Annotated in this window: 21 protein-coding genes; 12 read left to right on the top strand and 9 right to left on the bottom strand. The window is 56.9% G+C overall.

Annotated features, from left to right (window positions below; genetic code table 11):
* The first annotated feature begins 54 nt into the window (after window positions 1–54).
* The 4 genes from ftsN to rraA all read left to right on the top strand — a co-directional run bounded on the left by ftsN (window position 55) and on the right by rraA (window position 3,666).
* Window positions 55–1,056 carry a cell division protein FtsN gene (gene ftsN / locus ACR6AS_RS19950; protein WP_434163544.1) on the top strand — a complete coding sequence of 334 codons (1,002 nt, stop codon included), beginning with the start codon at window positions 55–57 and terminating at the stop codon, window positions 1,054–1,056.
* 88 nt (window positions 1,057–1,144) lie between these two features.
* On the top strand, window positions 1,145–1,675 hold the full coding sequence (hslV, locus tag ACR6AS_RS19945; RefSeq protein WP_111140416.1) for an ATP-dependent protease subunit HslV: 531 nt from the start codon (window positions 1,145–1,147) through the stop codon (window positions 1,673–1,675).
* Window positions 1,676–1,685: 10 nt separating this feature from the next.
* On the top strand, window positions 1,686–3,023 hold the full coding sequence (gene hslU / locus ACR6AS_RS19940; RefSeq protein WP_111140415.1) for an ATP-dependent protease ATPase subunit HslU: 1,338 nt from the start codon (window positions 1,686–1,688) through the stop codon (window positions 3,021–3,023).
* Between the two features lie 157 nt (window positions 3,024–3,180).
* Window positions 3,181–3,666: a ribonuclease E activity regulator RraA gene (rraA, locus tag ACR6AS_RS19935; protein ID WP_111140414.1), complete on the top strand. Its 486-nt coding sequence runs from the start codon at window positions 3,181–3,183 to the stop codon at window positions 3,664–3,666.
* Window positions 3,667–3,720: 54 nt separating this feature from the next.
* Here rraA and zapB read toward each other — a convergent pair whose 3' ends face one another.
* Window positions 3,721–3,960, bottom strand: a complete 240-nt coding sequence (zapB, locus tag ACR6AS_RS19930; RefSeq protein WP_003851242.1) for a cell division protein ZapB — start codon at window positions 3,958–3,960, stop codon at window positions 3,721–3,723.
* Between the two features lie 393 nt (window positions 3,961–4,353).
* Here zapB and ACR6AS_RS19925 point away from each other — a divergent pair, with 393 nt between their 5' ends.
* The 3 genes from ACR6AS_RS19925 to glpX all read left to right on the top strand — a co-directional run bounded on the left by ACR6AS_RS19925 (window position 4,354) and on the right by glpX (window position 7,859).
* A complete protein-coding gene (locus tag ACR6AS_RS19925) occupies window positions 4,354–5,208 on the top strand; it encodes an MIP/aquaporin family protein (RefSeq protein WP_434163543.1) in 855 nt (284 codons plus the stop codon).
* A gap of 30 nt (window positions 5,209–5,238) precedes the next feature.
* On the top strand, window positions 5,239–6,753 hold the full coding sequence (gene glpK / locus ACR6AS_RS19920; RefSeq protein WP_367395925.1) for a glycerol kinase GlpK: 1,515 nt from the start codon (window positions 5,239–5,241) through the stop codon (window positions 6,751–6,753).
* 95 nt (window positions 6,754–6,848) lie between these two features.
* Entirely contained in the window at window positions 6,849–7,859 is a 1,011-nt protein-coding gene (gene glpX / locus ACR6AS_RS19915) for a class II fructose-bisphosphatase (protein ID WP_293770505.1), read from the top strand.
* Here the strand turns inward: glpX and emrD are convergent.
* Complete coding sequence (gene emrD / locus ACR6AS_RS19910) at window positions 7,849–9,042, bottom strand: multidrug efflux MFS transporter EmrD (RefSeq protein ID WP_111140700.1); 1,194 nt, start codon at window positions 9,040–9,042, stop codon at window positions 7,849–7,851. The genes glpX and emrD overlap by 11 nt on opposite strands.
* Before the next feature lie 273 nt (window positions 9,043–9,315).
* On the opposite strand from emrD, the gene fpr reads away from it, so the two are divergent.
* Window positions 9,316–10,062: a ferredoxin--NADP(+) reductase gene (gene fpr, locus ACR6AS_RS19905; RefSeq protein ID WP_418804203.1), complete on the top strand. Its 747-nt coding sequence runs from the start codon at window positions 9,316–9,318 to the stop codon at window positions 10,060–10,062.
* Here the strand turns inward: fpr and ACR6AS_RS19900 are convergent.
* A complete protein-coding gene (locus tag ACR6AS_RS19900; protein ID WP_293770509.1) occupies window positions 10,053–10,487 on the bottom strand; it encodes a DUF805 domain-containing protein in 435 nt (144 codons plus the stop codon). The genes fpr and ACR6AS_RS19900 overlap by 10 nt on opposite strands.
* Window positions 10,488–10,584: 97 nt before the next feature.
* Between ACR6AS_RS19900 and ACR6AS_RS19895 the strand changes: the two genes are divergently transcribed.
* Window positions 10,585–11,175 (top strand): DUF1454 family protein, encoded by a 591-nt coding sequence (locus ACR6AS_RS19895; RefSeq protein WP_111140728.1) that lies wholly within the window; start codon window positions 10,585–10,587, stop codon window positions 11,173–11,175.
* Between the two features lie 120 nt (window positions 11,176–11,295).
* Window positions 11,296–12,063: a triose-phosphate isomerase gene (gene tpiA / locus ACR6AS_RS19890; protein WP_111140703.1), complete on the top strand. Its 768-nt coding sequence runs from the start codon at window positions 11,296–11,298 to the stop codon at window positions 12,061–12,063.
* A gap of 26 nt (window positions 12,064–12,089) precedes the next feature.
* On the opposite strand, the gene ACR6AS_RS19885 is transcribed toward tpiA, so the two are convergent.
* From ACR6AS_RS19885 to cpxP, 6 genes are all read right to left on the bottom strand, one after another.
* A complete protein-coding gene (locus ACR6AS_RS19885; RefSeq protein WP_111140704.1) occupies window positions 12,090–12,863 on the bottom strand; it encodes a CDP-diacylglycerol diphosphatase in 774 nt (257 codons plus the stop codon).
* Window positions 12,864–13,005: 142 nt separating this feature from the next.
* Window positions 13,006–13,995, bottom strand: coding sequence for a sulfate ABC transporter substrate-binding protein (locus tag ACR6AS_RS19880; protein WP_111140705.1), 990 nt, complete (start codon window positions 13,993–13,995; stop codon window positions 13,006–13,008).
* A gap of 143 nt (window positions 13,996–14,138) precedes the next feature.
* A complete protein-coding gene (gene pfkA, locus ACR6AS_RS19875) occupies window positions 14,139–15,101 on the bottom strand; it encodes a 6-phosphofructokinase (protein ID WP_111140706.1) in 963 nt (320 codons plus the stop codon).
* 205 nt (window positions 15,102–15,306) lie between these two features.
* Window positions 15,307–16,209, bottom strand: coding sequence for a CDF family cation-efflux transporter FieF (gene fieF, locus ACR6AS_RS19870; protein WP_111140707.1), 903 nt, complete (start codon window positions 16,207–16,209; stop codon window positions 15,307–15,309).
* Between the two features lie 242 nt (window positions 16,210–16,451).
* Window positions 16,452–16,607, bottom strand: a complete 156-nt coding sequence (locus ACR6AS_RS19865; RefSeq protein ID WP_003851267.1) for a con-10 family general stress protein — start codon at window positions 16,605–16,607, stop codon at window positions 16,452–16,454.
* Window positions 16,608–17,060: 453 nt separating this feature from the next.
* Complete coding sequence (gene cpxP, locus ACR6AS_RS19860; RefSeq protein WP_111140708.1) at window positions 17,061–17,570, bottom strand: cell-envelope stress modulator CpxP; 510 nt, start codon at window positions 17,568–17,570, stop codon at window positions 17,061–17,063.
* Window positions 17,571–17,718: 148 nt separating this feature from the next.
* Here cpxP and cpxR point away from each other — a divergent pair, with 148 nt between their 5' ends.
* Together cpxR and cpxA are read left to right on the top strand one after the other, a co-directional pair.
* Window positions 17,719–18,417 carry an envelope stress response regulator transcription factor CpxR gene (gene cpxR, locus ACR6AS_RS19855; protein WP_111140709.1) on the top strand — a complete coding sequence of 233 codons (699 nt, stop codon included), beginning with the start codon at window positions 17,719–17,721 and terminating at the stop codon, window positions 18,415–18,417.
* Window positions 18,414–19,793, top strand: coding sequence for an envelope stress sensor histidine kinase CpxA (gene cpxA / locus ACR6AS_RS19850; RefSeq protein WP_111140710.1), 1,380 nt, complete (start codon window positions 18,414–18,416; stop codon window positions 19,791–19,793). The genes cpxR and cpxA overlap by 4 nt, the downstream gene beginning before the upstream one ends.
* Window positions 19,794–19,807 lie beyond the last annotated feature (14 nt).

Raw genomic sequence — 19,807 nt, 5'->3', positions numbered from 1 at the left:
AAGCATCACTATTTCGCCCATCAGGCACTATTTTTGAAGGGTATAAGAACGAGAGTGGCACAAAAAGATTATGTAGGCCGCGGGCGTTCAACAGGGACGCGTCGCAAAAAAAGCCCCAGCCGTGGCAAAAAGAGCAAAGGCGGCTCGGGCATTTCTAAGTTGATGATTGTACTGGCGGTCGCAGTGCTGGTGACCTTTGCCGGTGGTTTATGGTTCCTGGCGCATCATAAAAAAGAGGACGTGCCGGTCATTACGGATCATAAAGCCAACGGCAATGGCTTACCGCCGAAGCCAGAAGAGCGCTGGAAATATATTAAAGAGCTGGAAAATCGTCAGATTACCGTGCCGACCCCTATCGAGCCTTCATCGGGTGGCGAAGTGAAGTCGCAGACACAGCTGACCGATGAGCAGCGTCAGTTGCTGGAGCAGATGCAGGCTGATATGCGTCAGCAGCCGACTCAGCTCAACGAAGTGCCGTGGAACGAACAGACGCCGGCGCAACGCCAGCAGACGCTGCAGCATCAGCAGCAGCTGCAACAACTGCAACGTCAGCAGCAACAGGTTCAGCAGCAACAGCAACGTCAGCAGCAGCAGGTTCAGCAGCAGCAACGTCAGCAGTTGCAGGCTCAGCAACAGCAGCAGCGTCAGCAGCAGTTACAGCAACAACAACTGCGTCAGCAACAGCAGCAGGCACAGCAACGCCAGCAGCAGCAGCAGCAGCAAAATGTACAGCGCCAGACGCAGCAGGCCGCGCCGATTACGCGTGAACCAGAGGCGCAGTCAAAACCGCAGGAAACGGCAAAAGTGAAACCGGCTGAAAAGGCCTCTTCACAGCGCTGGATGGTGCAGTGTGGTTCGTTTAAAGGCACCGACCAGGCTGAATCGGTCCGAGCCGGCTTAGCCTTTGAAGGTTTTGAAAGCCGGATTACTACTGGCGGCGGCTGGAATCGTGTGGTTATCGGTCCTTATAAGGATCGCGCCTCGGCCGACAGCACCCTGAAGCGCCTGCGCAGTTCCGGACACAGCGGCTGCATTCCACTCTCCATCGAGGGTTGAAACCCGTCAAACCCGCCCCATATCTGTTGCATGATACTCCGCGCCCGGTGCGCGGAGTCCTTTTCCGACTGCAACAAGGGGTCTGCCCGTGACAACAATAGTAAGTGTACGACGCAACGGCCAGGTAGTGATTGGCGGTGATGGCCAGGCTACGCTCGGCAATACCGTGATGAAAGGCAACGTCAAAAAAGTGCGTCGTTTATACAACGATAAGGTGATTGCCGGTTTTGCTGGCGGCACCGCAGACGCCTTCACCCTGTTTGAACTGTTCGAACGTAAGCTGGAAATGCATCAGGGCCATCTGGTCAAAGCGGCGGTGGAACTGGCAAAAGACTGGCGTACCGACCGTATGCTGCGTCGTCTGGAGGCCTTACTGGCCGTTGCGGATGAGTCCGCATCGCTGATCATCAGCGGTAACGGTGACGTCATCCAGCCTGAAAACGATCTGATCGCTATCGGCTCCGGTGGGCCTTTCGCTCAGGCAGCGGCACGCGCGCTGCTGGAGAATACCGAACTGGGCGCACGCGACATCGTTGAGAAGTCGCTGAACATCGCGGGTGATATCTGCATCTACACAAACCACAACGTTAATTTCGAAGAATTAACGTCTAAGGCGTAAGGGTATAAATATGTCTGAGATGACTCCACGCGAAATCGTCAGCGAACTGAACCGTTTTATCATCGGCCAGGACAGCGCCAAGCGCGCCGTGGCTATCGCACTGCGTAACCGCTGGCGCCGCATGCAGCTCGACGAAGAGCTGCGCCACGAAGTGACCCCTAAAAACATCCTGATGATCGGTCCGACCGGTGTCGGTAAAACCGAGATTGCCCGTCGTCTGGCGAAGCTGGCCAATGCGCCGTTCATCAAGGTTGAGGCCACCAAGTTTACCGAGGTTGGTTATGTCGGTAAGGAAGTGGACTCTATCATTCGCGATCTGACCGATTCGGCCATTAAGATGGTGCGCAGTCAGGCGATTGAGAAGAATAAATATCGCGCCGAAGAGATGGCTGAAGAGCGCATTCTGGACGTGCTGATCCCACCGGCTAAAAACAACTGGGGTCAGTCAGAACAGAGTGCTGAACCCTCTGCGGCGCGTCAGTCATTCCGTAAGAAGCTGCGCGAAGGCCAGCTGGATGACAAAGAGATTGAGATCGATCTGGCGGCCAGCGGGCCGGGTGTTGAAATCATGGCCCCTCCGGGCATGGAAGAGATGACCAGCCAGCTGCAGTCGATGTTCCAGAACCTGGGCGGCCAGAAGCAGAAAGCCCGCAAGCTGAAGATCAAAGAAGCGATGAAGCTGCTGATCGAAGAAGAAGCGGCAAAACTGGTCAATCCGGATGAGCTTAAACAGGACGCCATCGACGCCGTTGAGCAGCACGGTATCGTATTCATCGATGAGATCGACAAAATCTGTAAGCGTGGCGGCCAGAATTCAGGCGGCCCGGATGTGTCACGCGAAGGCGTGCAGCGCGACCTGCTGCCGCTGGTTGAAGGCTGCACCGTCTCCACCAAGCATGGCATGGTGAAAACGGACCACATCCTGTTTATCGCCTCCGGTGCGTTCCAGGTAGCCAGCCCTTCCGATCTGATCCCGGAACTGCAGGGTCGTCTGCCGATTCGTGTTGAGCTGCAGGCGCTGACCGTGAACGATTTCCAGCGCATTCTGACCGAGCCGAATGCCTCGATTACCGTGCAGTACAAGGCGCTGATGAACACCGAAGGGGTAAACATTGAGTTTACCGAAGAGGGGATTCGTCGCATCGCAGAAGCCGCGTGGCAGGTCAACGAAACCACCGAAAACATCGGTGCGCGTCGTCTGCATACCGTGCTGGAGCGTCTGATGGAAGATATCTCCTATGACGCCAGCGATCGCTCCGGTGAGTCTGTGACCATCGATGCGGAGTATGTCGGCAAGCATCTGGATGTGCTGGTGGCAGACGAAGACCTGAGCCGCTTCATTCTCTGATTCACCGCTTTATGCTTTTCAGAAGCCCAGCCCACCCGGCTGGGCTTTTTTGTGCATGTTATTGATCGAACGATGCTTTTTTCATACTGATGATTTTGCCAACAATCTGCATATAGCGATATACTTACCTCTCCTGTGGCAAACAGACGAAACCCTTATGAAATACGATACATCTGAACTCTGCGATATCTACCATGAAGAAGTGAATGTTGTTGAACCGCTTTTTTCAAACTTCGGTGGGCGCACTTCATTCGGTGGTCAGATTACCACAGTGAAATGCTTTGAAGACAACGGCTTACTTTACGATCTGCTGGAAGAAAATGGCCGGGGTCGGGTACTGGTCATCGATGGCGGCGGCTCTGTCCGTCGGGCGCTGGTGGATGCGCAGCTGGCGCAGCTGGCGGCGGCCAACGAGTGGGAAGGGCTGGTCGTGTACGGTTCGGTGCGGCAGGTGGATGAGCTGGAAGAGCTGGAAATTGGCATTCAGGCCATTGCGGCGATCCCGGCTGGCGCAGCGGGTGAAGGGATTGGCGAAAGCGATGTGCGCGTCAATTTCGGCGGCGTCACCTTCTTCTCCGGCGACCATCTCTACGCTGACAATACCGGTATCATTCTGTCAGAAGACGCGCTGGACATCGAATAGCGCAGACATGAAAACGGGTGCCAGAGCACCCGTTTTTTCACGTCAGCTGAGGCTTCAAACCTCTTCCATTTTTCCCAGCAGCGCACGCAGACGTTCCTGCCACACATGCTGCTCTTCTTTCAGGTGCTGATTTTCACGCATCAGTGCATCGTGGTTGCCCGCAACCTGTTGCGCATCGTTACGCAGTGAGTTGTTCTGCTCTTTCAGCTCTTCGATTTCCATCTGCAACAGGGTGATGGTATCAATCGCCTGCTGTACTTTCGCTTCCAGTTTCTCAAACACTTCAAATGACATCTTTCTGACCTCTCCTAAATTCTGCAAGGCGTTGATGATGCCAGCTTAAGCCAGCAACGTTGTCCCGATTGTATGTAGCCTCACCCCGCAAGTCCAGCAACGTGGCCGCCGCGCGCGCAGTCTGTAACACTTTTCAGTCAATCCCTGACACCGGGCATCGCGAATGACAGCCGTGGTCCGATCCCGCGACAACAGGGCGCGAATTGTGGTTAAAGAAAGCCGGAATACGCGAAATCGCGCATTTTTATGACACAGTACACAAAAAATGATTTCGCTATTTCTCGTTTATGTTCGTTAACGATAAATTCACATCAGCCCTACATCAAAGCTGGGTGACTCATGGACTGAGAACAAAAACTGATAAAATTTAACCTCGCTTCAGGAACCACTATTATGAGTCAGACAACTAACACGCTCAAAGGTCAGTGTATTGCCGAATTTCTGGGGACAGGCTTGATAATCTTCTTTGGCGCAGGCTGTGTGGCTGCTCTGAAACTCGCCGGTGCCGCATTCGGTCAGTGGGAAATCTGCATTATCTGGGGCTTAGCCGTCTCAATGGCGGTGTATCTGACCGCAGGCGTTTCAGGCGCACACCTGAACCCTGCCGTGACGGTCGCGCTCTGCCTGTTCGCCAGCTTCGACGGTCGTAAAGTACTGCCCTACATTCTGGCGCAGGTCGCCGGCGCATTCTGCGCGGCCGCGCTGGTTTATGGTCTTTACTACAGCCTCTTTTTCGATTACGAGCAGAGTCATCAGATGGTGCGTGGCACCGTTCAGAGTCTGGATCTGGCGGGCATCTTCTCTACCTATCCTAACCCGCACATCAGCGTCGGTCAGGCGTTCCTGGTCGAGATGGTCATTACCGCTGTACTGATGGCAGTGATTATGGCGCTGACCGACGATGGCAACGGCGTTCCGCGTGGCCCGATGGCACCGCTGCTGATTGGCCTGCTGGTTGCCGTTATCGGCGGCTCGATGGGTCCACTGACCGGCTTCGCCCTGAACCCGGCGCGTGATTTCGGACCGAAGCTGTTCGCCTTCATCGCAGGCTGGGGTAACGTGGCGTTCACCGGTGGTAAAGATATTCCTTACTTCCTGGTCCCTGTTTTTGGCCCGCTGGTCGGTGCCTGCCTGGGCGCAGTAGGATATCGCACTCTGATTGGTCGCTACCTGCCAGGTATCGCGCAGGCACCTGCAGATGCCCCGGCAGACAAACCCGTTGCACGCGCTCAGCAGCGTAAAGCGTAAGTTTCACCTTTTATCATCAGGACTGAATTTATGACTACCACAACAGATAAAAAGTATATTGTCGCGCTCGATCAGGGCACAACCAGTTCGCGTGCCGTGGTCCTCGATCACGACTCAAATATCGTCGCGGTATCGCAGCGCGAATTTACCCAGATCTACCCGAAAGCGGGCTGGGTTGAGCATGATCCAATGGATATCTGGGCGTCGCAAAGCTCGACACTGGTAGAAGTGCTGGCGCACGCCGACATCCGCTCTGATGAGATTGCGGCAATCGGTATCACCAACCAGCGTGAAACCGCGATTGTCTGGGAAAAAGAGAGCGGCAAGCCGATCTACAACGCCATCGTCTGGCAGGATCCGCGCACTGCGGACTACTGTAACAAACTGAAGAAAGAGGGTCTGGAAGAGTACATCCAGCACACCACCGGCCTGGTGATTAACCCCTACTTCTCCGGCACCAAAGTGAAGTGGATTCTGGATCACGTTGAGGGTGCGCGTGAGCGTGCAAAACGTGGCGAGCTGCTGTTCGGCACCGTGGATACCTGGCTGGTCTGGAAAATGACGCAGGGTCGTGTGCATATCACTGACTACACCAACGCCTCCCGTACCATGATGTTCAACATTCACAAGCTGGAGTGGGATCAGCGCATGCTGGATATCCTGGATATCCCGCGTGAAATGCTGCCGGAAGTGAAGTCCTCCTCAGAAGTCTACGGCCAGACCAACATCGGCGGTAAGGGCGGCACCCGTATTCCAATCGCCGGTATCGCCGGTGACCAGCAGGCCGCGCTGTATGGCCAGCTCTGTGTTCAGCCTGGCATGGCGAAAAATACCTACGGCACCGGCTGCTTTATGCTGATGAACACCGGGACTGAAGCGGTAACCTCCACGCACGGCCTGCTGACCACCATTGCCTGTGGTCCGCGCGGTGAAGTGAACTATGCGCTGGAAGGTGCGGTGTTTATCGGCGGTGCCTCTATTCAGTGGCTGCGCGATGAGATGAAGCTGATCAGCGAAGCCGCTGACTCTGAATACTTCGCGATGAAAGTCAAAGATACCAACGGCGTCTACATGGTGCCGGCGTTCACCGGCCTGGGCGCGCCTTACTGGGACCCGTATGCCCGTGGCGCGATCTTCGGTCTGACCCGTGGTGCTAACTCCAACCACATCATCCGCGCGACGCTGGAGTCTATCGCTTATCAGACGCGCGACGTGCTGGAGGCGATGCAGAACGATGCCAACACCCGCCTGCAGGCGCTGCGTGTGGATGGCGGTGCGGTCTCCAACAATTTCCTGATGCAGTTCCAGGCTGACATTCTGGGCACCCGCGTTGAGCGCCCGGAAGTCCGCGAAGTGACCGCGCTGGGTTCTGCTTATCTGGCCGGTCTGGCCGTGGGCTTCTGGCAGGATCTGGACGAAGTGCGCGCGAAAGCCGTTATCGAACGTGAGTTCCGCCCGAGCCTGGAAACCACCGAGCGTAACTTCCGTTATGCCGGCTGGAAAAAAGCGGTTGCCCGCGCTCAGGCCTGGGAAGAACAGGAGTAATATCAGGGCCCGCGGCGACGATCGTCGCGGGCCTTTCCCCGCCCCACTGCCCCGCTGTGTTACACTGCCTGCCTGTTTTTTGTCAGGTAGATGCCATGAAACGAGAACTTGCCATTGAATTTTCCCGCGTAACCGAAGCTGCCGCCCTGGCGGGCTACCACTGGTTAGGACGCGGCGACAAAAATGCGGCCGATGGCGCGGCTGTCCATGCCATGCGTCATGTCCTGAACTCCATTGAAATCGACGGTCAGATTGTGATCGGTGAAGGCGAGATCGACGAAGCGCCGATGCTTTACATCGGTGAAAGCGTCGGTACGGGTCGCGGTGACGCGGTCGATATCGCGGTCGATCCGATCGAGGGCACCCGCATGACGGCGCTGGGTCAGGCGAATGCACTGGCCGTGATGGCCGTGGGCGACAAGGGAAGCTTCCTGCACGCCCCCGATATGTACATGGAAAAACTGATTGTCGGCCCGGCGGCGCGCGGCGCGATTGACCTCGATCAGCCTCTGGAAACCAACCTGCGCAATATTGCGATCGCGATGAACAAGCCGCTGTCGCAGCTTACCGTCTCCATTCTGGCAAAGCCCCGCCATGACGCGGTGATCGGCCAGCTCCAGCAGCTGGGTGTGCGGGTGTTTACTTTCCCGGATGGCGATGTCGCGGCCTCGATTCTGACCTGCATGCCGGACAGCGAAGTGGATGTGATGTATGGCATCGGTGGCGCGCCGGAAGGGGTGGTCTCTGCGGCGGTGATCCGCGCGCTGGACGGCGATATGCAGGGCCGGTTGCTGGCGCGTCATCATGTGAAGGGCGACAGCGCCGAAAACCGCCGGCTCGGTGAGCAGGAACTACAGCGCTGTGCAGAGATGGGCATCGAAGCGGGTAAAAAACTGACGCTGAGTGAGATGGCGCGCAACGACAATGTGGTGTTTGCTGCCACCGGCATCACCAGTGGCGAGCTGCTGAAAGGCATCACGCGTCAGGGCAATATCGCCACCAGCGAAACCCTGCTGATCCGCGGTAAATCACGCACCATCCGCCGTATCCAGTCGATTCACTACCTCGACCGTAAAGATCCGGCGCTCCATCCGTTTATCCTGTAACCGGCTGGTTGCCGCGCTCCGGCTGACGAGAAAGCGGCAACCAGCAGAGCAGCATCACCAGCGCGGTGAAGAACATCAGCATCCCCAGGCTGAACTGATCGCGCTGCGGCATCAGGGCAGAGAGCCAGGCCACCAGGCCCGATCCCAGGTTCTGCATCCCGCCAATCAGCGCGCCTGCACTCCCCGCCAGCCAGGCATAAGGCTCCATCGCACCGGAGGTCGCCAGCGGGAACAGCATCCCGGCCCCGAAGAAGAACAGCGCCGCAGGCACCAGCAGCGTCCAGATATTCATGATGCCAAACCATGCCGGGATCCACATCAGGATGCCCGCCAGCAGGCAGCTGTTCACACCCCACCACATCAGGCTGTGCCAGGAGCCCTGCTCGCGCCCGGCGAACCAGGCACCAAAGAACGCCGCCGGAATCGGCAGAATGAACAGGATGCTGACGGTCAGGCTGGGCAGGCCAAGCACGCCGCCGAGCAGTACCCCACAGCTCGACTCAAAGACGGCGATCCCGGCCAGTGCGCCAATCAGCAGCACAATGTAGCGGACGAAATTGACGTCACTCAGCAGGCGAACGTAGCGCCTGAAGAAAGGCGTGACTTCCCCGCTCTGAGGCCGGGTTTCCGGCAGCCAGCGCGCCATCGCGCCGGTGACGGACAGACAGAGCAGCAGCAGGAAGGCAAAGCAGGCGTGCCAGCCAAAGAGCTGGGTCAGCAGCGCGCCAATAACCGGCGCCAGCAGCGGGCTGACCAGAATCCCCATGTTAAGCAGGCTGTTGGCGCGGCGCAGCGCGTGCCCCTCATAGAGATCGCGCGGCATCGTGCGCGCCATCACGCCCGCCACGCCGGTTCCCAGCCCCTGAATCGCGCTGCCCAACACCAGCATGTCGAGCGATGTCGACATCAGCGCAGTGACCGCGCCGATCATAAAGATCAGCATGCCCGTCAGGATCACCGGACGCCGCCCGACGCTGTCCGACAGCGGGCCGTAGATCAGCTGGGATCCGCCATAGGTCATCAGATAGGCAGCCATCACACGCTGCAGCGCACCATCCCGCACATTCAGGGCATCCGCCATTACCGACATCGCCGGGACATAGATCGTCTGAGCCATCTGCCCGACGGCCACCAGCACAATGAGCATCACCAGCAGCGGGCGATTTTCCAGTTTACTAATCATGATTCTGCAAAATATCTTTCTGTGAAAGGAGGTTTAAGCAGCGGTTCACCCGCTGGTCACCAGATTATGGCGGGCAAAATATCAGGATTGCGTGACAAAGCGAGAGGCGGGCAAAAAGGGCCGGGGTTGCGGCTGTCAATTTTATGGGCCAGCCTGTAAAGACAATGGAACAGTTTGACGATTAGAGCCTTTGCCGCTCCGCAGACTGGCATTCTCAGCGGGCAGTCGCGAAAATAATGACCTGCCTGAATAATCAACAATCCGGGAGTGATTATGGCTGAATGGGTCAATGCGGAAGTAAAGGAAGTGAAAAACTGGACGGATGCGCTGTTCAGTCTCCGGGTCAACGCGCCCATCGATCCCTTTGTCGCCGGGCAGTTTGCCAAGCTCGCGCTGGAAATCGACGGTGAACGGGTTCAGCGCGCCTACTCCTACGTCAACGCCCCCAGCGATGATCTGCTGGAGTTCTATCTGGTTACCGTGCCGGACGGCAAGCTGAGTCCGCATCTTCAGGCGCTCCGGCCGGGCGACCCGGTGATGATTACCAAAGAAGCGGCAGGATTTTTTGTGCTGGATGAAGTGCCGGATTGCAAAACCTTGTGGATGCTGGCCACCGGCACCGCGATTGGTCCCTATCTGTCGATGCTGCAGCAGGGCGAGGGTCTGGAACGCTTTGAAAACATCGTGCTGGTCCATGCCGCGCGCTACGCCGCCGACCTGAGCTTTTTGCCGCTGATGCAGCAACTGCAGCAGCGTTATCCCGGCCGGTTGCGTATTCAGACAGTGGTAAGCCGCGAAGCGATCGCCGGATCGCTGACGGGCCGGGTGCCGGCGCTGATCGAAAACGGTGAGCTGGAGCGGGCGACCGGACTCACCCTGGATGCCGACAGCAGTCATGTGATGCTGTGCGGTAATCCGCAGATGGTGCGCGATACCCAACAGTTACTGAAAGAGACGCGCGGAATGCGCAAGCATCTGAAGCGTAAACCGGGTCATATCACCAGCGAACATTACTGGTGAGGCGCTGGCCGGTATCGCACCGGCTGGGTCGCGGCACCAAACCGGTTAGCGCCGGGGGTGCCGCGAAAGACGCCGAGATCGAGCAGCAGACCCGCCAGTAAGACAAACGGAATCGCGCGCCCCAGCAGCCAGGGCAGAATTCCAGGCAGCATGCTCCAGTTCCCCGCGACCAGCAACCAGGCCACGATCACCAGAAAGCCCCAGTAGCCGCGACGGTTACGGTCGTGCAGTCGTTTGACGATGACTGCGCTGGCGGGCCACAGCAGACAGACCACGCCGAAGGCCGCCATCTGGGTATCAAGCCAGTCGTTAGCGGCAAAGACAAACAGAAGCGTGGTGGCCAGCAACCAGACCGCCTGCCAGATCCAGAAATCCCGGCGCCCCAGTCGGCCACGCCAGGAAAAACACCATTGTTGTAACGTCATGCATTATTATCCAGAGAAAGAGAACCGCCGCGCTTTTGACCTCGCGGATAAAAACCGTTTTAATTTGCGCCTGAGTTTACGGGTTAGGATCGACAAAATGAAGAATTTGCCTGGCGCACTGCTGTTATCCTTTGCGCTGACGGTTCCGGTATTTGCCGCCGACCCGCCACCACAGGAGCGGGCCGATACGCTGCCTGCTGCCCCCTATCTGCTGGCGGGCGCACCCACTTTTGATATGACTATCGGCCAGTTTCGCGAAAAGTATAATCAGGCCAACGGGACGCTGATGCTGCCGGAGTATCGTGCCATCGATAATCGTGGGGATAAAAGCAACCTGACGCGTGCCGCCAGCAAAATCAATGAAACCCTGTACGCCTCGACGGCGCTGGAGCCGGGTACCGGCAAAATCAAGACGCTGCAGATTACCTGGCTGCCCCTGCCCGGCCCGGATCAGAACGCCTCACAGCAAAAGGCGCTGACCTACATGACCGCCATGCTGCGCTTCTTTGTACCGGGATTAAGTGCCGATGAGGGGCGGAAAAAGCTGGAGGCACTGCTGAAGGAGGGGAAAGATCTTCCCTACTTTGCCCGGGTGGAAGGCGCACTCCGTTTTGTGGTGGCGGACCACGGCGACAAAGGGCTGACCTTTGCCGTTGAGCCGGTCAAACTGGCGCTCGCCAGCCCCTGAGGAAGTGGCTGAAAATGACGAAAAGCAAAGCCATCGCAACATTTGATCTCTATACTGTCTGGCAGTCAACGCTGCCAGCTGGCAGCGATTTTTCATGTATCGCGTTATGCGGAGGATAGAATGCGACATCCACTGGTTATGGGTAACTGGAAGTTGAATGGCAGCAAGCAGATGACAGCTGAACTGATCGCCGGTCTGCGCAAGGAACTCTCTGGCGTTGAAGGTTGTGGCGTCGCGATTGCACCACCAGCGCTCTATCTCGAGCAGGCAAAACACGCTATCTCCGGCAGCCACATCGCCCTGGGTGCGCAGAATGTGGACGTTAACCTGTCTGGCGCCTTCACCGGTGAAGTCTCCGCAGAGATGCTGAAAGACATCGGTGCGAAATATATCATTATCGGTCACTCAGAACGCCGCACCTACCACAAAGAGAGCGACGAATTCATCGCGAAGAAATTCGCCGTGCTGAAAGCTGCGGGTCTGGTACCGGTGCTGTGCATCGGCGAAACCGAAGCGGAAAACGAAGCGGGTAAAACCGAAGAAGTCTGCGCGCGTCAGCTGGATGCTGTGCTGGAATCCCAGGGCGCAGAAGCCTTTAAAGATGCGGTCATCGCGTATGAGCCGGTCTGGGCTATCGGCACCGGCAAATCTGCCACCCCGGCGCAGGCACAGGCTGTCCACAAATTCATTCGTGATCATATCGCGAAGAAAGATGCGGCCATCGCAGAGCAGGTCATCATTCAGTATGGCGGCTCAGTGAACGACAAAAATGCGGCTGAGCTCTTCACCCAGCCTGACATCGATGGTGCGCTGGTTGGCGGTGCGTCACTGAAAGCGGACGCTTTCGCTGTCATCGTAAAAGCGGCAGCGGCGGCCAAAAACGCCTGAGTCTGAGGCGCTGAAGCAGAGGCGGCTCAGGCCGCCTTTTTTGTCGGCGCAATCAGCTGACAGCTGTGGTCCTGTAACTCCTCCGCCGATCCCCTGTTCAGCAGCAGCCAGTTCTGCTCAATCGTCATCAGCACCAGTCGCCCATCCCGTAATTCCGCCAGAGCCAGCCCATATTTTCCCATCTCTGCCCGCGCGGCAGGTTGTTCGTCTGCCAGCCGGATAAACGCACTCTGCTGCGCCAGCGCCTCCGGCGTCAGGGTACGCAGCCAGTAGCGGTGACTGCGCAGCGTGACGCGCTGCCACTGATCGCTGCGCGGCGGTGTCAGCCGGTCGAGCTGCTGACGCACATCGGCCCGCAGGCAGGAGAGATGAATGTGCAGCTGATTCTGCGTGCGCCCATAGTGGGCATTAATCGCCAGTGAGAGCACCCGGTCATCGACAGGCGAACCGTGACGCTGCGCCAGCAGGGAGCGTTCATGCCAGGCAAGGGCAAAATAATTGGGCGTGCCGGGATGGAGTAAGGTCGGGCTTTCGATGCCGCTGATCCTGTTGGTCGGGATCAGCAGATACTGCAGCGGCCCGTTGCGGTCTTTCAGCATCGCATAGTGCTGGCTGAGATCGACGCGCTGACAGGGTGCGGGATCGCCATGACGCTGCTGACCGGGCAGACATTGTTCGCTGACAATCTGCCACAGCGCATCGCTGTTCTTTTTGAAATGCATGGCAGCCGCCAGCATTCCCGCAATGACCAGCACCAGCAGACCGGCAGCCAGACGGGCTGCACGACGTTTTATCGGCATGATGACGCTTCCTGAATGGCTAAGCAGCCTGCATCCTCGCCTGGCAGGAAAAGAATGTCACGGGGTATTCGAATCAGAAGGGATCATCGGGGCGAAGAGGAAAGATCAGCGGTCAGCGCCAATCGGCGCTGACCGCCAGAGATCAGGGTTTCATGACCTTGTCGTAGCTGCCGCCATCGGCAAAGTGCGCTTTCTGTGCCTGCGCCCAGCCGCCAAACTTATCCTGAACGGTAAACAGCTTCACCGGCGCAAAGGTGCTGGAGAATTTCTTCGCGATTTCAGCATCACGCGGGCGATAGTAGTTCTGTGCTGCAATCGTCTGACCTTCCGGCGAGTAGAGATACTTCAGGTAGGCATCGGCGACTTTGCGCGTCTCTTTTTCGTCCACCACTTTATCGACCACTGACACCGTCGGTTCCGCCAGAATGGATTCGCTCGGGGTGACAATCTCAAACTTATCTTTGCCCAGCTTATTCACCGCCAGGTAGGCTTCATTTTCCCAGGCGATCAGCACATCACCAATCCCGCGCTCCACGAAGGTATTAGTTGCGCCGCGTGCCCCGGAATCCTGCACCTCAACGTTTTTAAACAGCGCTCTGACGTACGCCAGGGCTTTTGCCTGATCGCCATTGTTGTGGTCCAGCGCCCAGCCCCAGGCTGCCAGGTAGTTCCAGCGTGCACCGCCCGAGGTTTTCGGGTTGGGGGTAATCACGGAGACGCCGGGTTTCGTCAGGTCGCTCCAGTCATGGATCCCTTTCGGGTTCCCTTTACGCACCAGGAAGACAATGGTCGAGGTATAAGGCGCAGAGTTGTCCGGCAGACGCTGTTGCCAGTTTTTATCGATACGTCCCCGCTCGGCAATGGCATCGACATCCGATTGCAACGCCAGCGTGACCACATCGGCACGAATGCCGTTGATGACGGAGGTCGCCTGCTTACCGGAGCCGCCATGTGACTGACGTACGACAACATTATCGCCGGTTTCCTGTTTATAGTGCGCACTGAACGCTTTGTTGTACTGTTCGTACAGCTCACGCGTTGGGTCGTAGGAAACGTTTAACAGCTGAATGTCTTTCGCCAGAACGCTGGTCGAGGCCAGCAACAGGGTAACGCCAATACTCCACTTGTTCATTACGCACTCTCCCAATGTCGTTATGGGCTAAGCGTGACATAAACCAATTGAGAGATTAAAGAATTAAAAATAAGCGGTTATAACTGCGAGGAATATAGAGCCAGACTGCCGGAGCGTGCTGTGCAGCACGCTCCGCCGTATGATCAGTAGAGTTTTTTCGCGGTGTCGAGCCAGTCACGCTTGAACGGACGCTTCATGTTTTCAATCGCGTCAATGATGTCGTGATGGACCATCTTCTCGTTCTGAATACCGACGCAGCGGCCGCCATAACCCTGCATCAGCAGTTCAATGGAGTAGGCACCCATCCGCGACGCCAGAATGCGGTCATAGGCGCAGGGCGCACCGCCACGCTGAATGTGACCCAGTACGGTCGAACGGGTTTCACGTTTGGTTTCTGTTTCGATGTAACGCGCCAGATCGTCGATATCGCAGATGTGCTCGGTAATCGCCACGATGGCATGTTTCTTCCCTTTGGCGATGCCCGCTTTGATCTCCGCCACCAGCTCTTCGCGGGTGTAGGGGAACTCTGGCAGCACGATGAACTCACAGCCACCGGCAATCGCCGCCGCCAGCGTCAGATCGCCACAGTAGCGGCCCATCACTTCAACGATAGAGATGCGCTGGTGCGAAGAAGAGGTATCACGCAGGCGGTCAATCGCTTCCACCACCGTTTCCAGCGCAGTGAAGTAACCGATGGTGTAATCTGTTCCGGCAACGTCGTTATCGATGGTGCCGGGCAGACCGATGCAGGGGAAGCCCATCTCAGTCAGTCGCTTGGCACCCATATAGGAACCATCACCGCCAATCACCACCAGCGCATCGATGCCGCGCTTTTTCATGTTCTCAATGGCGACCTGACGGATATCTTCGTTACGGAACTCAGGAAAACGCGCCGAGCCCAGGAACGTGCCGCCGCGATTGATCATGTCAGAGACGCTGTAGCGATCGAGGTTGATCATGCGATCTTCGTACAGTCCCAGATAGCCGTCATAGATCCCAAAAACTTCCAGTCCTTCACTCAGCGCGGAACGTACCACTCCGCGAATAGCTGCGTTCATGCCTGGGGCGTCACCGCCGCTGGTTAATACACCAATTTTCTTGATCATGACAACCTCTGGATTGTTCAAACTAAGGGTTAATCCTGCCTGTCGATCGCGGCAGACGGCCATTTATGACTCGCGCGACATGTGATGGCAGATAGTATATCAAAGGCTTGCTGCTGAATTGATTCAGGTCAGACAACTTTTCACTAATTTTTGCAGCAATGTTAACGCCAGGTCATACCTTGCGTATCAAATTGATTCAGTTGGGTTAAAAACCGGCAGAATCCTGTTTCTCGAACGGTACCACAGAACAGGGATCCTGATGGATAATTACGTCCGATCCGGGAAATTCTTTACGTAGCGCCTTCTCAACCTGATCGGCAACCCGATGCGCCTGTACCAGCGGCAACTGATCCTCCAGCTCCAGATGAAGCTGAATAAATTTAGTCGGCCCGGACTGACGGGTGCGCAAATCGTGAACGCCCTGCACCTGCGGCCAGGTGGTGGCGAGGGTCAGGATCTGCTGCCGCTCCTCTTCCGGCAACGCGCGGTCCAGCAGCGACTGCACCGCCTCGTAGCCCATACGCAGCGCGCTGTAGAGAATAAACAGGCCAATCCCCAGCGCGAACAGGGCGTCTGCGCGCGCAAAGCCATAGCTGCTCAGCACCAGCGCAATCAGAATGGCACCGTTCATGATGACGTCCGACTGGTAGTGCAGCATATCGGCCCGGATTGCCTGACTGCGGGTTTTGCGTACCACCCAGCGCTGAAAGGCGACCAGGATCAGCGTCGAACTCAGTGCCACCACGGTCACCGCAATCCCGACGTCCGGTGCGCGCAGCACATTGGGGGAGGCCAGATGCTGCAGGCCGGTCAGAAACAGGAACAGGGCCGAACCGGAAATAAACATACTCTGGGCCAGCGCGGCCAGTGACTCCGCTTTGCCATGGCCGAAGGTATGATCTTCATCAGCCGGCTGCAGGGCATAGCGTACGACCAGCAGATTAGTGAGCGAGGCGGCGATATCGACCAACGAGTCCACCAGAGAGGCCAGCAGACTCACCGATCCGGTGTACCACCAGGCAAAGATTTTCACGAGTAACAACACAGAAGCAAGAATGGTAGCGGCAAGCGCAGCGCGCTTTACCAGTCGGCCATAAGAGGGTTGCATGCCAGTTTTCCTGTAGCGCATCGATGACGATGCGCACTCAGATGAAAGAGTGGCTGCAGTTTAACACCGGGAAGCGGAGCGTGCTCAGCAGGTCGCTCAGCCGGTCAGTTTCTTTTGACAGTGACAGGGTTTGAAAGGGAGAAAAAAACAAGCCCCGACCTCACAGAGGACGGGGCAGAGTGTCATACACATCAGGATCAGGCCATGCTCAGAGGCAGGCCCACCCTAAGGAAGAGAGGCGATTACTTCTTGCCGCCTTTTTTCCCGGCTTCTGATGCTTTTTCACGATCGTTTTTAAAATTTCCGCCGCCGCTGTTCTGGCCGCCTTTTTTACCGGCTTCAGACGCTTTTTGCGGATTATCTGCGAAATTACCTGAACCACCACGATGCTCTGCCATAACTTACTCCGTTAATAGATTCATTCAGGACTACATAATGTGGTTGCTGCTCCCTGAGACTTCGCAAAGACACTGCATTTCCCTGCAGTGACAGAACTAAGTGTAGAGGGTGCGCCTGAACCGGCAAGCGTAACGCGGGATAAGCAACCCATTGATTAGTGGAATGAAAATCAAGAGGCGGGTCAGTAACTCATTGTCTTTCAGCAGGTTAGCCGGTTTCATCCGTCTGAAAAACCTACCGGTACGCTTAACGCGAAAGAGTGGCCCGTAAAGTCATAAATCGGCAGAACTGGCAAACAAACGTTAAACAGGCGCTAATAAAAAGCGGCTTTTGTTACAGAGTGATGATTCCTGTCAAAATAAAAAAAGTGAAAAAAAGATAAAAAAAACCCCCACCATCATGGCGGGGGAAGACAGGGATGTGTCTATGGCAAGGAAAACAGGGATACTATGTTACTGGTTACTGCTGGTACGACTCACTGCCTGCAGCGATGACGCTGGCTGCAATTTCGAAATATGGCGCAGCTCGTTAAGCCGCTGCTGATAATTCTGCTGAACCCTGGCCTGCTGGGCCGGCGTCAGCAGCTGAAACATCTGATTCTGAACGCGGGCCAGCTCAACCTGCTGTTCAACCTGAACACGGGCGATAACTTCCGCCTTTTCACGGATGGCCGCTTCGTTAAACTGGTCTGCAGTGACTAATTCATGCAGTGCTGCAATATCGTCAATGTGAACGACCGGGCGCTCATGCCGGGCCTGTTGCATCAGGTCACGCATCTGCTGACGCTGCTCTTCCGTCAACTCGATGCCATCGAACATGTGGCTTTGCGGATTTTGCGTCATACTGCCTGTCGGCAATCCGCCATGATGCATTTCGTCAATCGTCGTCGCCTCCCGGGCACCTGCGCTGGCACCACTCAGCGCCACCGCTGAGGCAAGGACGACGGCGGTTAATGTGCGCATCGTGTACTCCAGTTCGTTCCGTTTTGCGATTCAACGAGAGCCAGTGTACGGCGACAGCTGCAAACATCCGTCAGGGGGTGTAAAACTACGTAAAGCGATGGATAGGTGCGCCAGGAACACGGTATTTTGCCTGCGGAGGGCTACAAAAATGAATAAAATCCTGTTGGTAGATGACGACCGCGAATTAACTTCGCTTTTAAAAGAATTGTTAGAAATGGAAGGGTTTGAAGTGGTGGTCGCCAGCGATGGCGAACAGGCACTGAACCTGCTCGATAACTCTATTGATCTGCTTTTACTGGATGTCATGATGCCGAAGAAAAACGGTATCGACACCCTGAAAGAACTGCGTCAGCAACATCAGACCCCCGTCATCATGCTAACCGCGCGCGGCAGCGAGCTGGATCGCGTACTGGGCCTCGAACTGGGTGCAGATGACTATCTGCCTAAACCCTTTAACGATCGCGAACTGGTGGCGCGTATCCGCGCTATTCTGCGCCGCTCGAACTGGAGTGAGCAGCAGCAGCAGCACGACAACAGCTCTCCTACGCTGGAAGTCGACTGCCTGCGCCTCAATCCGGGTCGCCAGGAGGCCAGCTTTAACGATGTGACGCTGGAGCTTACCGGTACGGAGTTCACCCTGCTCTACCTGCTGGCACAGCATCTGGGCCAGGTGGTATCGCGTGAGCACCTGAGTCAGGAAGTGCTGGGCAAACGCCTGACCCCTTTTGACCGCGCCATCGATATGCACATCTCCAATCTGCGTCGCAAACTGCCTGAGCGTCACGATGGTCATCCCTGGTTTAAAACCTTGCGGGGCCGCGGCTATCTGATGGTTTCAGCGTCATGATAGGAAGTCTGACCACCCGTATCTTCGCCATCTTCTGGTTAACCCTGGCGCTGGTGCTGATGCTGGTGCTCATGGTGCCCAAGCTCGATTCACGACAGATGACCTCGCTGCTGGAGAGTGAACAGCGGCAGGGCATCATGATCGAGCAGCATGTCGAAGCTGAGCTGTCGCAGGATCCCCCTAACGATCTGATGTGGTGGCGTCGTCTGTTTCGGGCCGTGGAAAAGTGGGCACCGCCAGGTCAGCGGCTGCTGTTAGTGACCAGCGAAGGTCGGGTGATCGGTGCGCAGCATAATGAAATGCAGGTGATCCGTAACTTTATCGGCCAGTCTGACAATGCCGATCATCCGCAGAAAAAGAAGTATGGCCGTGTTGAGCTGGTAGGGCCTTTCGCCGTCCGGGATGGCGAAGATAACTACCAGCTTTATATGATCCGCCCGGCCAACAGTTCTCAGCTCGATTTCGTCAATCTGCTGTTTGACCGTCCCCTTCTGCTGCTGATCGTTACCATGCTGATCAGCTCGCCGCTGCTGCTGTGGCTCGCCTGGAGCCTGGCGCGTCCGGCACGTAAGTTAAAATATGCGGCCGATGAGGTGGCCAGCGGGAATCTGCGCCAGCATCCAGAGCTGGAGTCGGGGCCTCAGGAGTTTCTGGCTGCGGGGTCGAGCTTTAACCAGATGGTGAGCGCGCTGGAGCGGATGATGACCGGTCAGCAACGGCTGTTATCCGACATCAGCCATGAACTTCGTACCCCGCTGACCCGCCTGCAGCTGGCGACCGCACTGCTGCGCCGGCGTCAGGGCGAAAGTAAAGAGCTGGGCCGCATCGAAATGGAAGCGCAGCGTCTCGATGGCATGATCAACGACCTGCTGGTGCTGTCGCGCACCCAGCATAAAAATGCGCTGGTCAGCGAGGCGATGAAGGCGAATCAGCTGTGGAATGGGGTGCTGGAAGATGCGCGCTTTGAAGCTGAGCAGATGGGTAAGAAGATGGACATCCCCTATCCGCCTGGCCCGTGGCCGCTTTATGGCAACCCGCATGCGCTGGAGAGTGCGCTGGAAAATATCGTGCGCAACGCGCTGCGTTATTCCCACTCGCACATCAGCGTCAGCTTCTCGGTCGATATTTCCGGCATCACAGTGCATGTGGATGATGACGGTCCTGGCGTCAGCCCGGAAGATCGTGAACAGATTTTCCGTCCCTTCTACCGGACCGATGAAGCGCGCGACCGCGAGTCAGGCGGCACCGGTCTCGGCCTGGCGATCGTCGACACGGCCGTACAGCAGCATCGGGGCTGGGTAAAAGCCGATGACAGCCCGCTGGGCGGCCTGCGTCTCACCCTCTGGCTGCCGCTCTACTCCTCCGGCCGCCAATAATTTGCTATGCTTCG

The organism is Pantoea phosphatilytica (assembly GCF_051025615.1).
Lineage (GTDB): Bacteria > Pseudomonadota > Gammaproteobacteria > Enterobacterales > Enterobacteriaceae > Pantoea.
The sequence above is the reverse complement of the archived record's forward strand: the minus strand, read 5'-3'. Positions and strand labels throughout refer to the sequence as shown.

What these genes read in the sequence shown, in the direction of transcription:
- hslU (WP_111140415.1), top strand. Translation starts at nt 1,686, where the DNA reads ATGTCTGAGATGACTCCACGCGAAATCGTCAGCGAACTGAACCGTTTT.
- rraA (WP_111140414.1), top strand. Translation starts at nt 3,181, where the DNA reads ATGAAATACGATACATCTGAACTCTGCGATATCTACCATGAAGAAGTG.
- zapB (WP_003851242.1), bottom strand. Translation starts at nt 3,960, where the DNA reads ATGTCATTTGAAGTGTTTGAGAAACTGGAAGCGAAAGTACAGCAGGCG.
- ACR6AS_RS19925 (WP_434163543.1), top strand. Translation starts at nt 4,354, where the DNA reads ATGAGTCAGACAACTAACACGCTCAAAGGTCAGTGTATTGCCGAATTT.
- glpK (WP_367395925.1), top strand. Translation starts at nt 5,239, where the DNA reads ATGACTACCACAACAGATAAAAAGTATATTGTCGCGCTCGATCAGGGC.
- glpX (WP_293770505.1), top strand. Translation starts at nt 6,849, where the DNA reads ATGAAACGAGAACTTGCCATTGAATTTTCCCGCGTAACCGAAGCTGCC.
- emrD (WP_111140700.1), bottom strand. Translation starts at nt 9,042, where the DNA reads ATGATTAGTAAACTGGAAAATCGCCCGCTGCTGGTGATGCTCATTGTG.
- fpr (WP_418804203.1), top strand. Translation starts at nt 9,316, where the DNA reads ATGGCTGAATGGGTCAATGCGGAAGTAAAGGAAGTGAAAAACTGGACG.
- ACR6AS_RS19900 (WP_293770509.1), bottom strand. Translation starts at nt 10,487, where the DNA reads ATGACGTTACAACAATGGTGTTTTTCCTGGCGTGGCCGACTGGGGCGC.
- ACR6AS_RS19895 (WP_111140728.1), top strand. Translation starts at nt 10,585, where the DNA reads ATGAAGAATTTGCCTGGCGCACTGCTGTTATCCTTTGCGCTGACGGTT.
- tpiA (WP_111140703.1), top strand. Translation starts at nt 11,296, where the DNA reads ATGCGACATCCACTGGTTATGGGTAACTGGAAGTTGAATGGCAGCAAG.
- ACR6AS_RS19885 (WP_111140704.1), bottom strand. Translation starts at nt 12,863, where the DNA reads ATGCCGATAAAACGTCGTGCAGCCCGTCTGGCTGCCGGTCTGCTGGTG.
- ACR6AS_RS19880 (WP_111140705.1), bottom strand. Translation starts at nt 13,995, where the DNA reads ATGAACAAGTGGAGTATTGGCGTTACCCTGTTGCTGGCCTCGACCAGC.
- pfkA (WP_111140706.1), bottom strand. Translation starts at nt 15,101, where the DNA reads ATGATCAAGAAAATTGGTGTATTAACCAGCGGCGGTGACGCCCCAGGC.
- fieF (WP_111140707.1), bottom strand. Translation starts at nt 16,209, where the DNA reads ATGCAACCCTCTTATGGCCGACTGGTAAAGCGCGCTGCGCTTGCCGCT.
- ACR6AS_RS19865 (WP_003851267.1), bottom strand. Translation starts at nt 16,607, where the DNA reads ATGGCAGAGCATCGTGGTGGTTCAGGTAATTTCGCAGATAATCCGCAA.
- cpxP (WP_111140708.1), bottom strand. Translation starts at nt 17,570, where the DNA reads ATGCGCACATTAACCGCCGTCGTCCTTGCCTCAGCGGTGGCGCTGAGT.
- cpxR (WP_111140709.1), top strand. Translation starts at nt 17,719, where the DNA reads ATGAATAAAATCCTGTTGGTAGATGACGACCGCGAATTAACTTCGCTT.
- cpxA (WP_111140710.1), top strand. Translation starts at nt 18,414, where the DNA reads ATGATAGGAAGTCTGACCACCCGTATCTTCGCCATCTTCTGGTTAACC.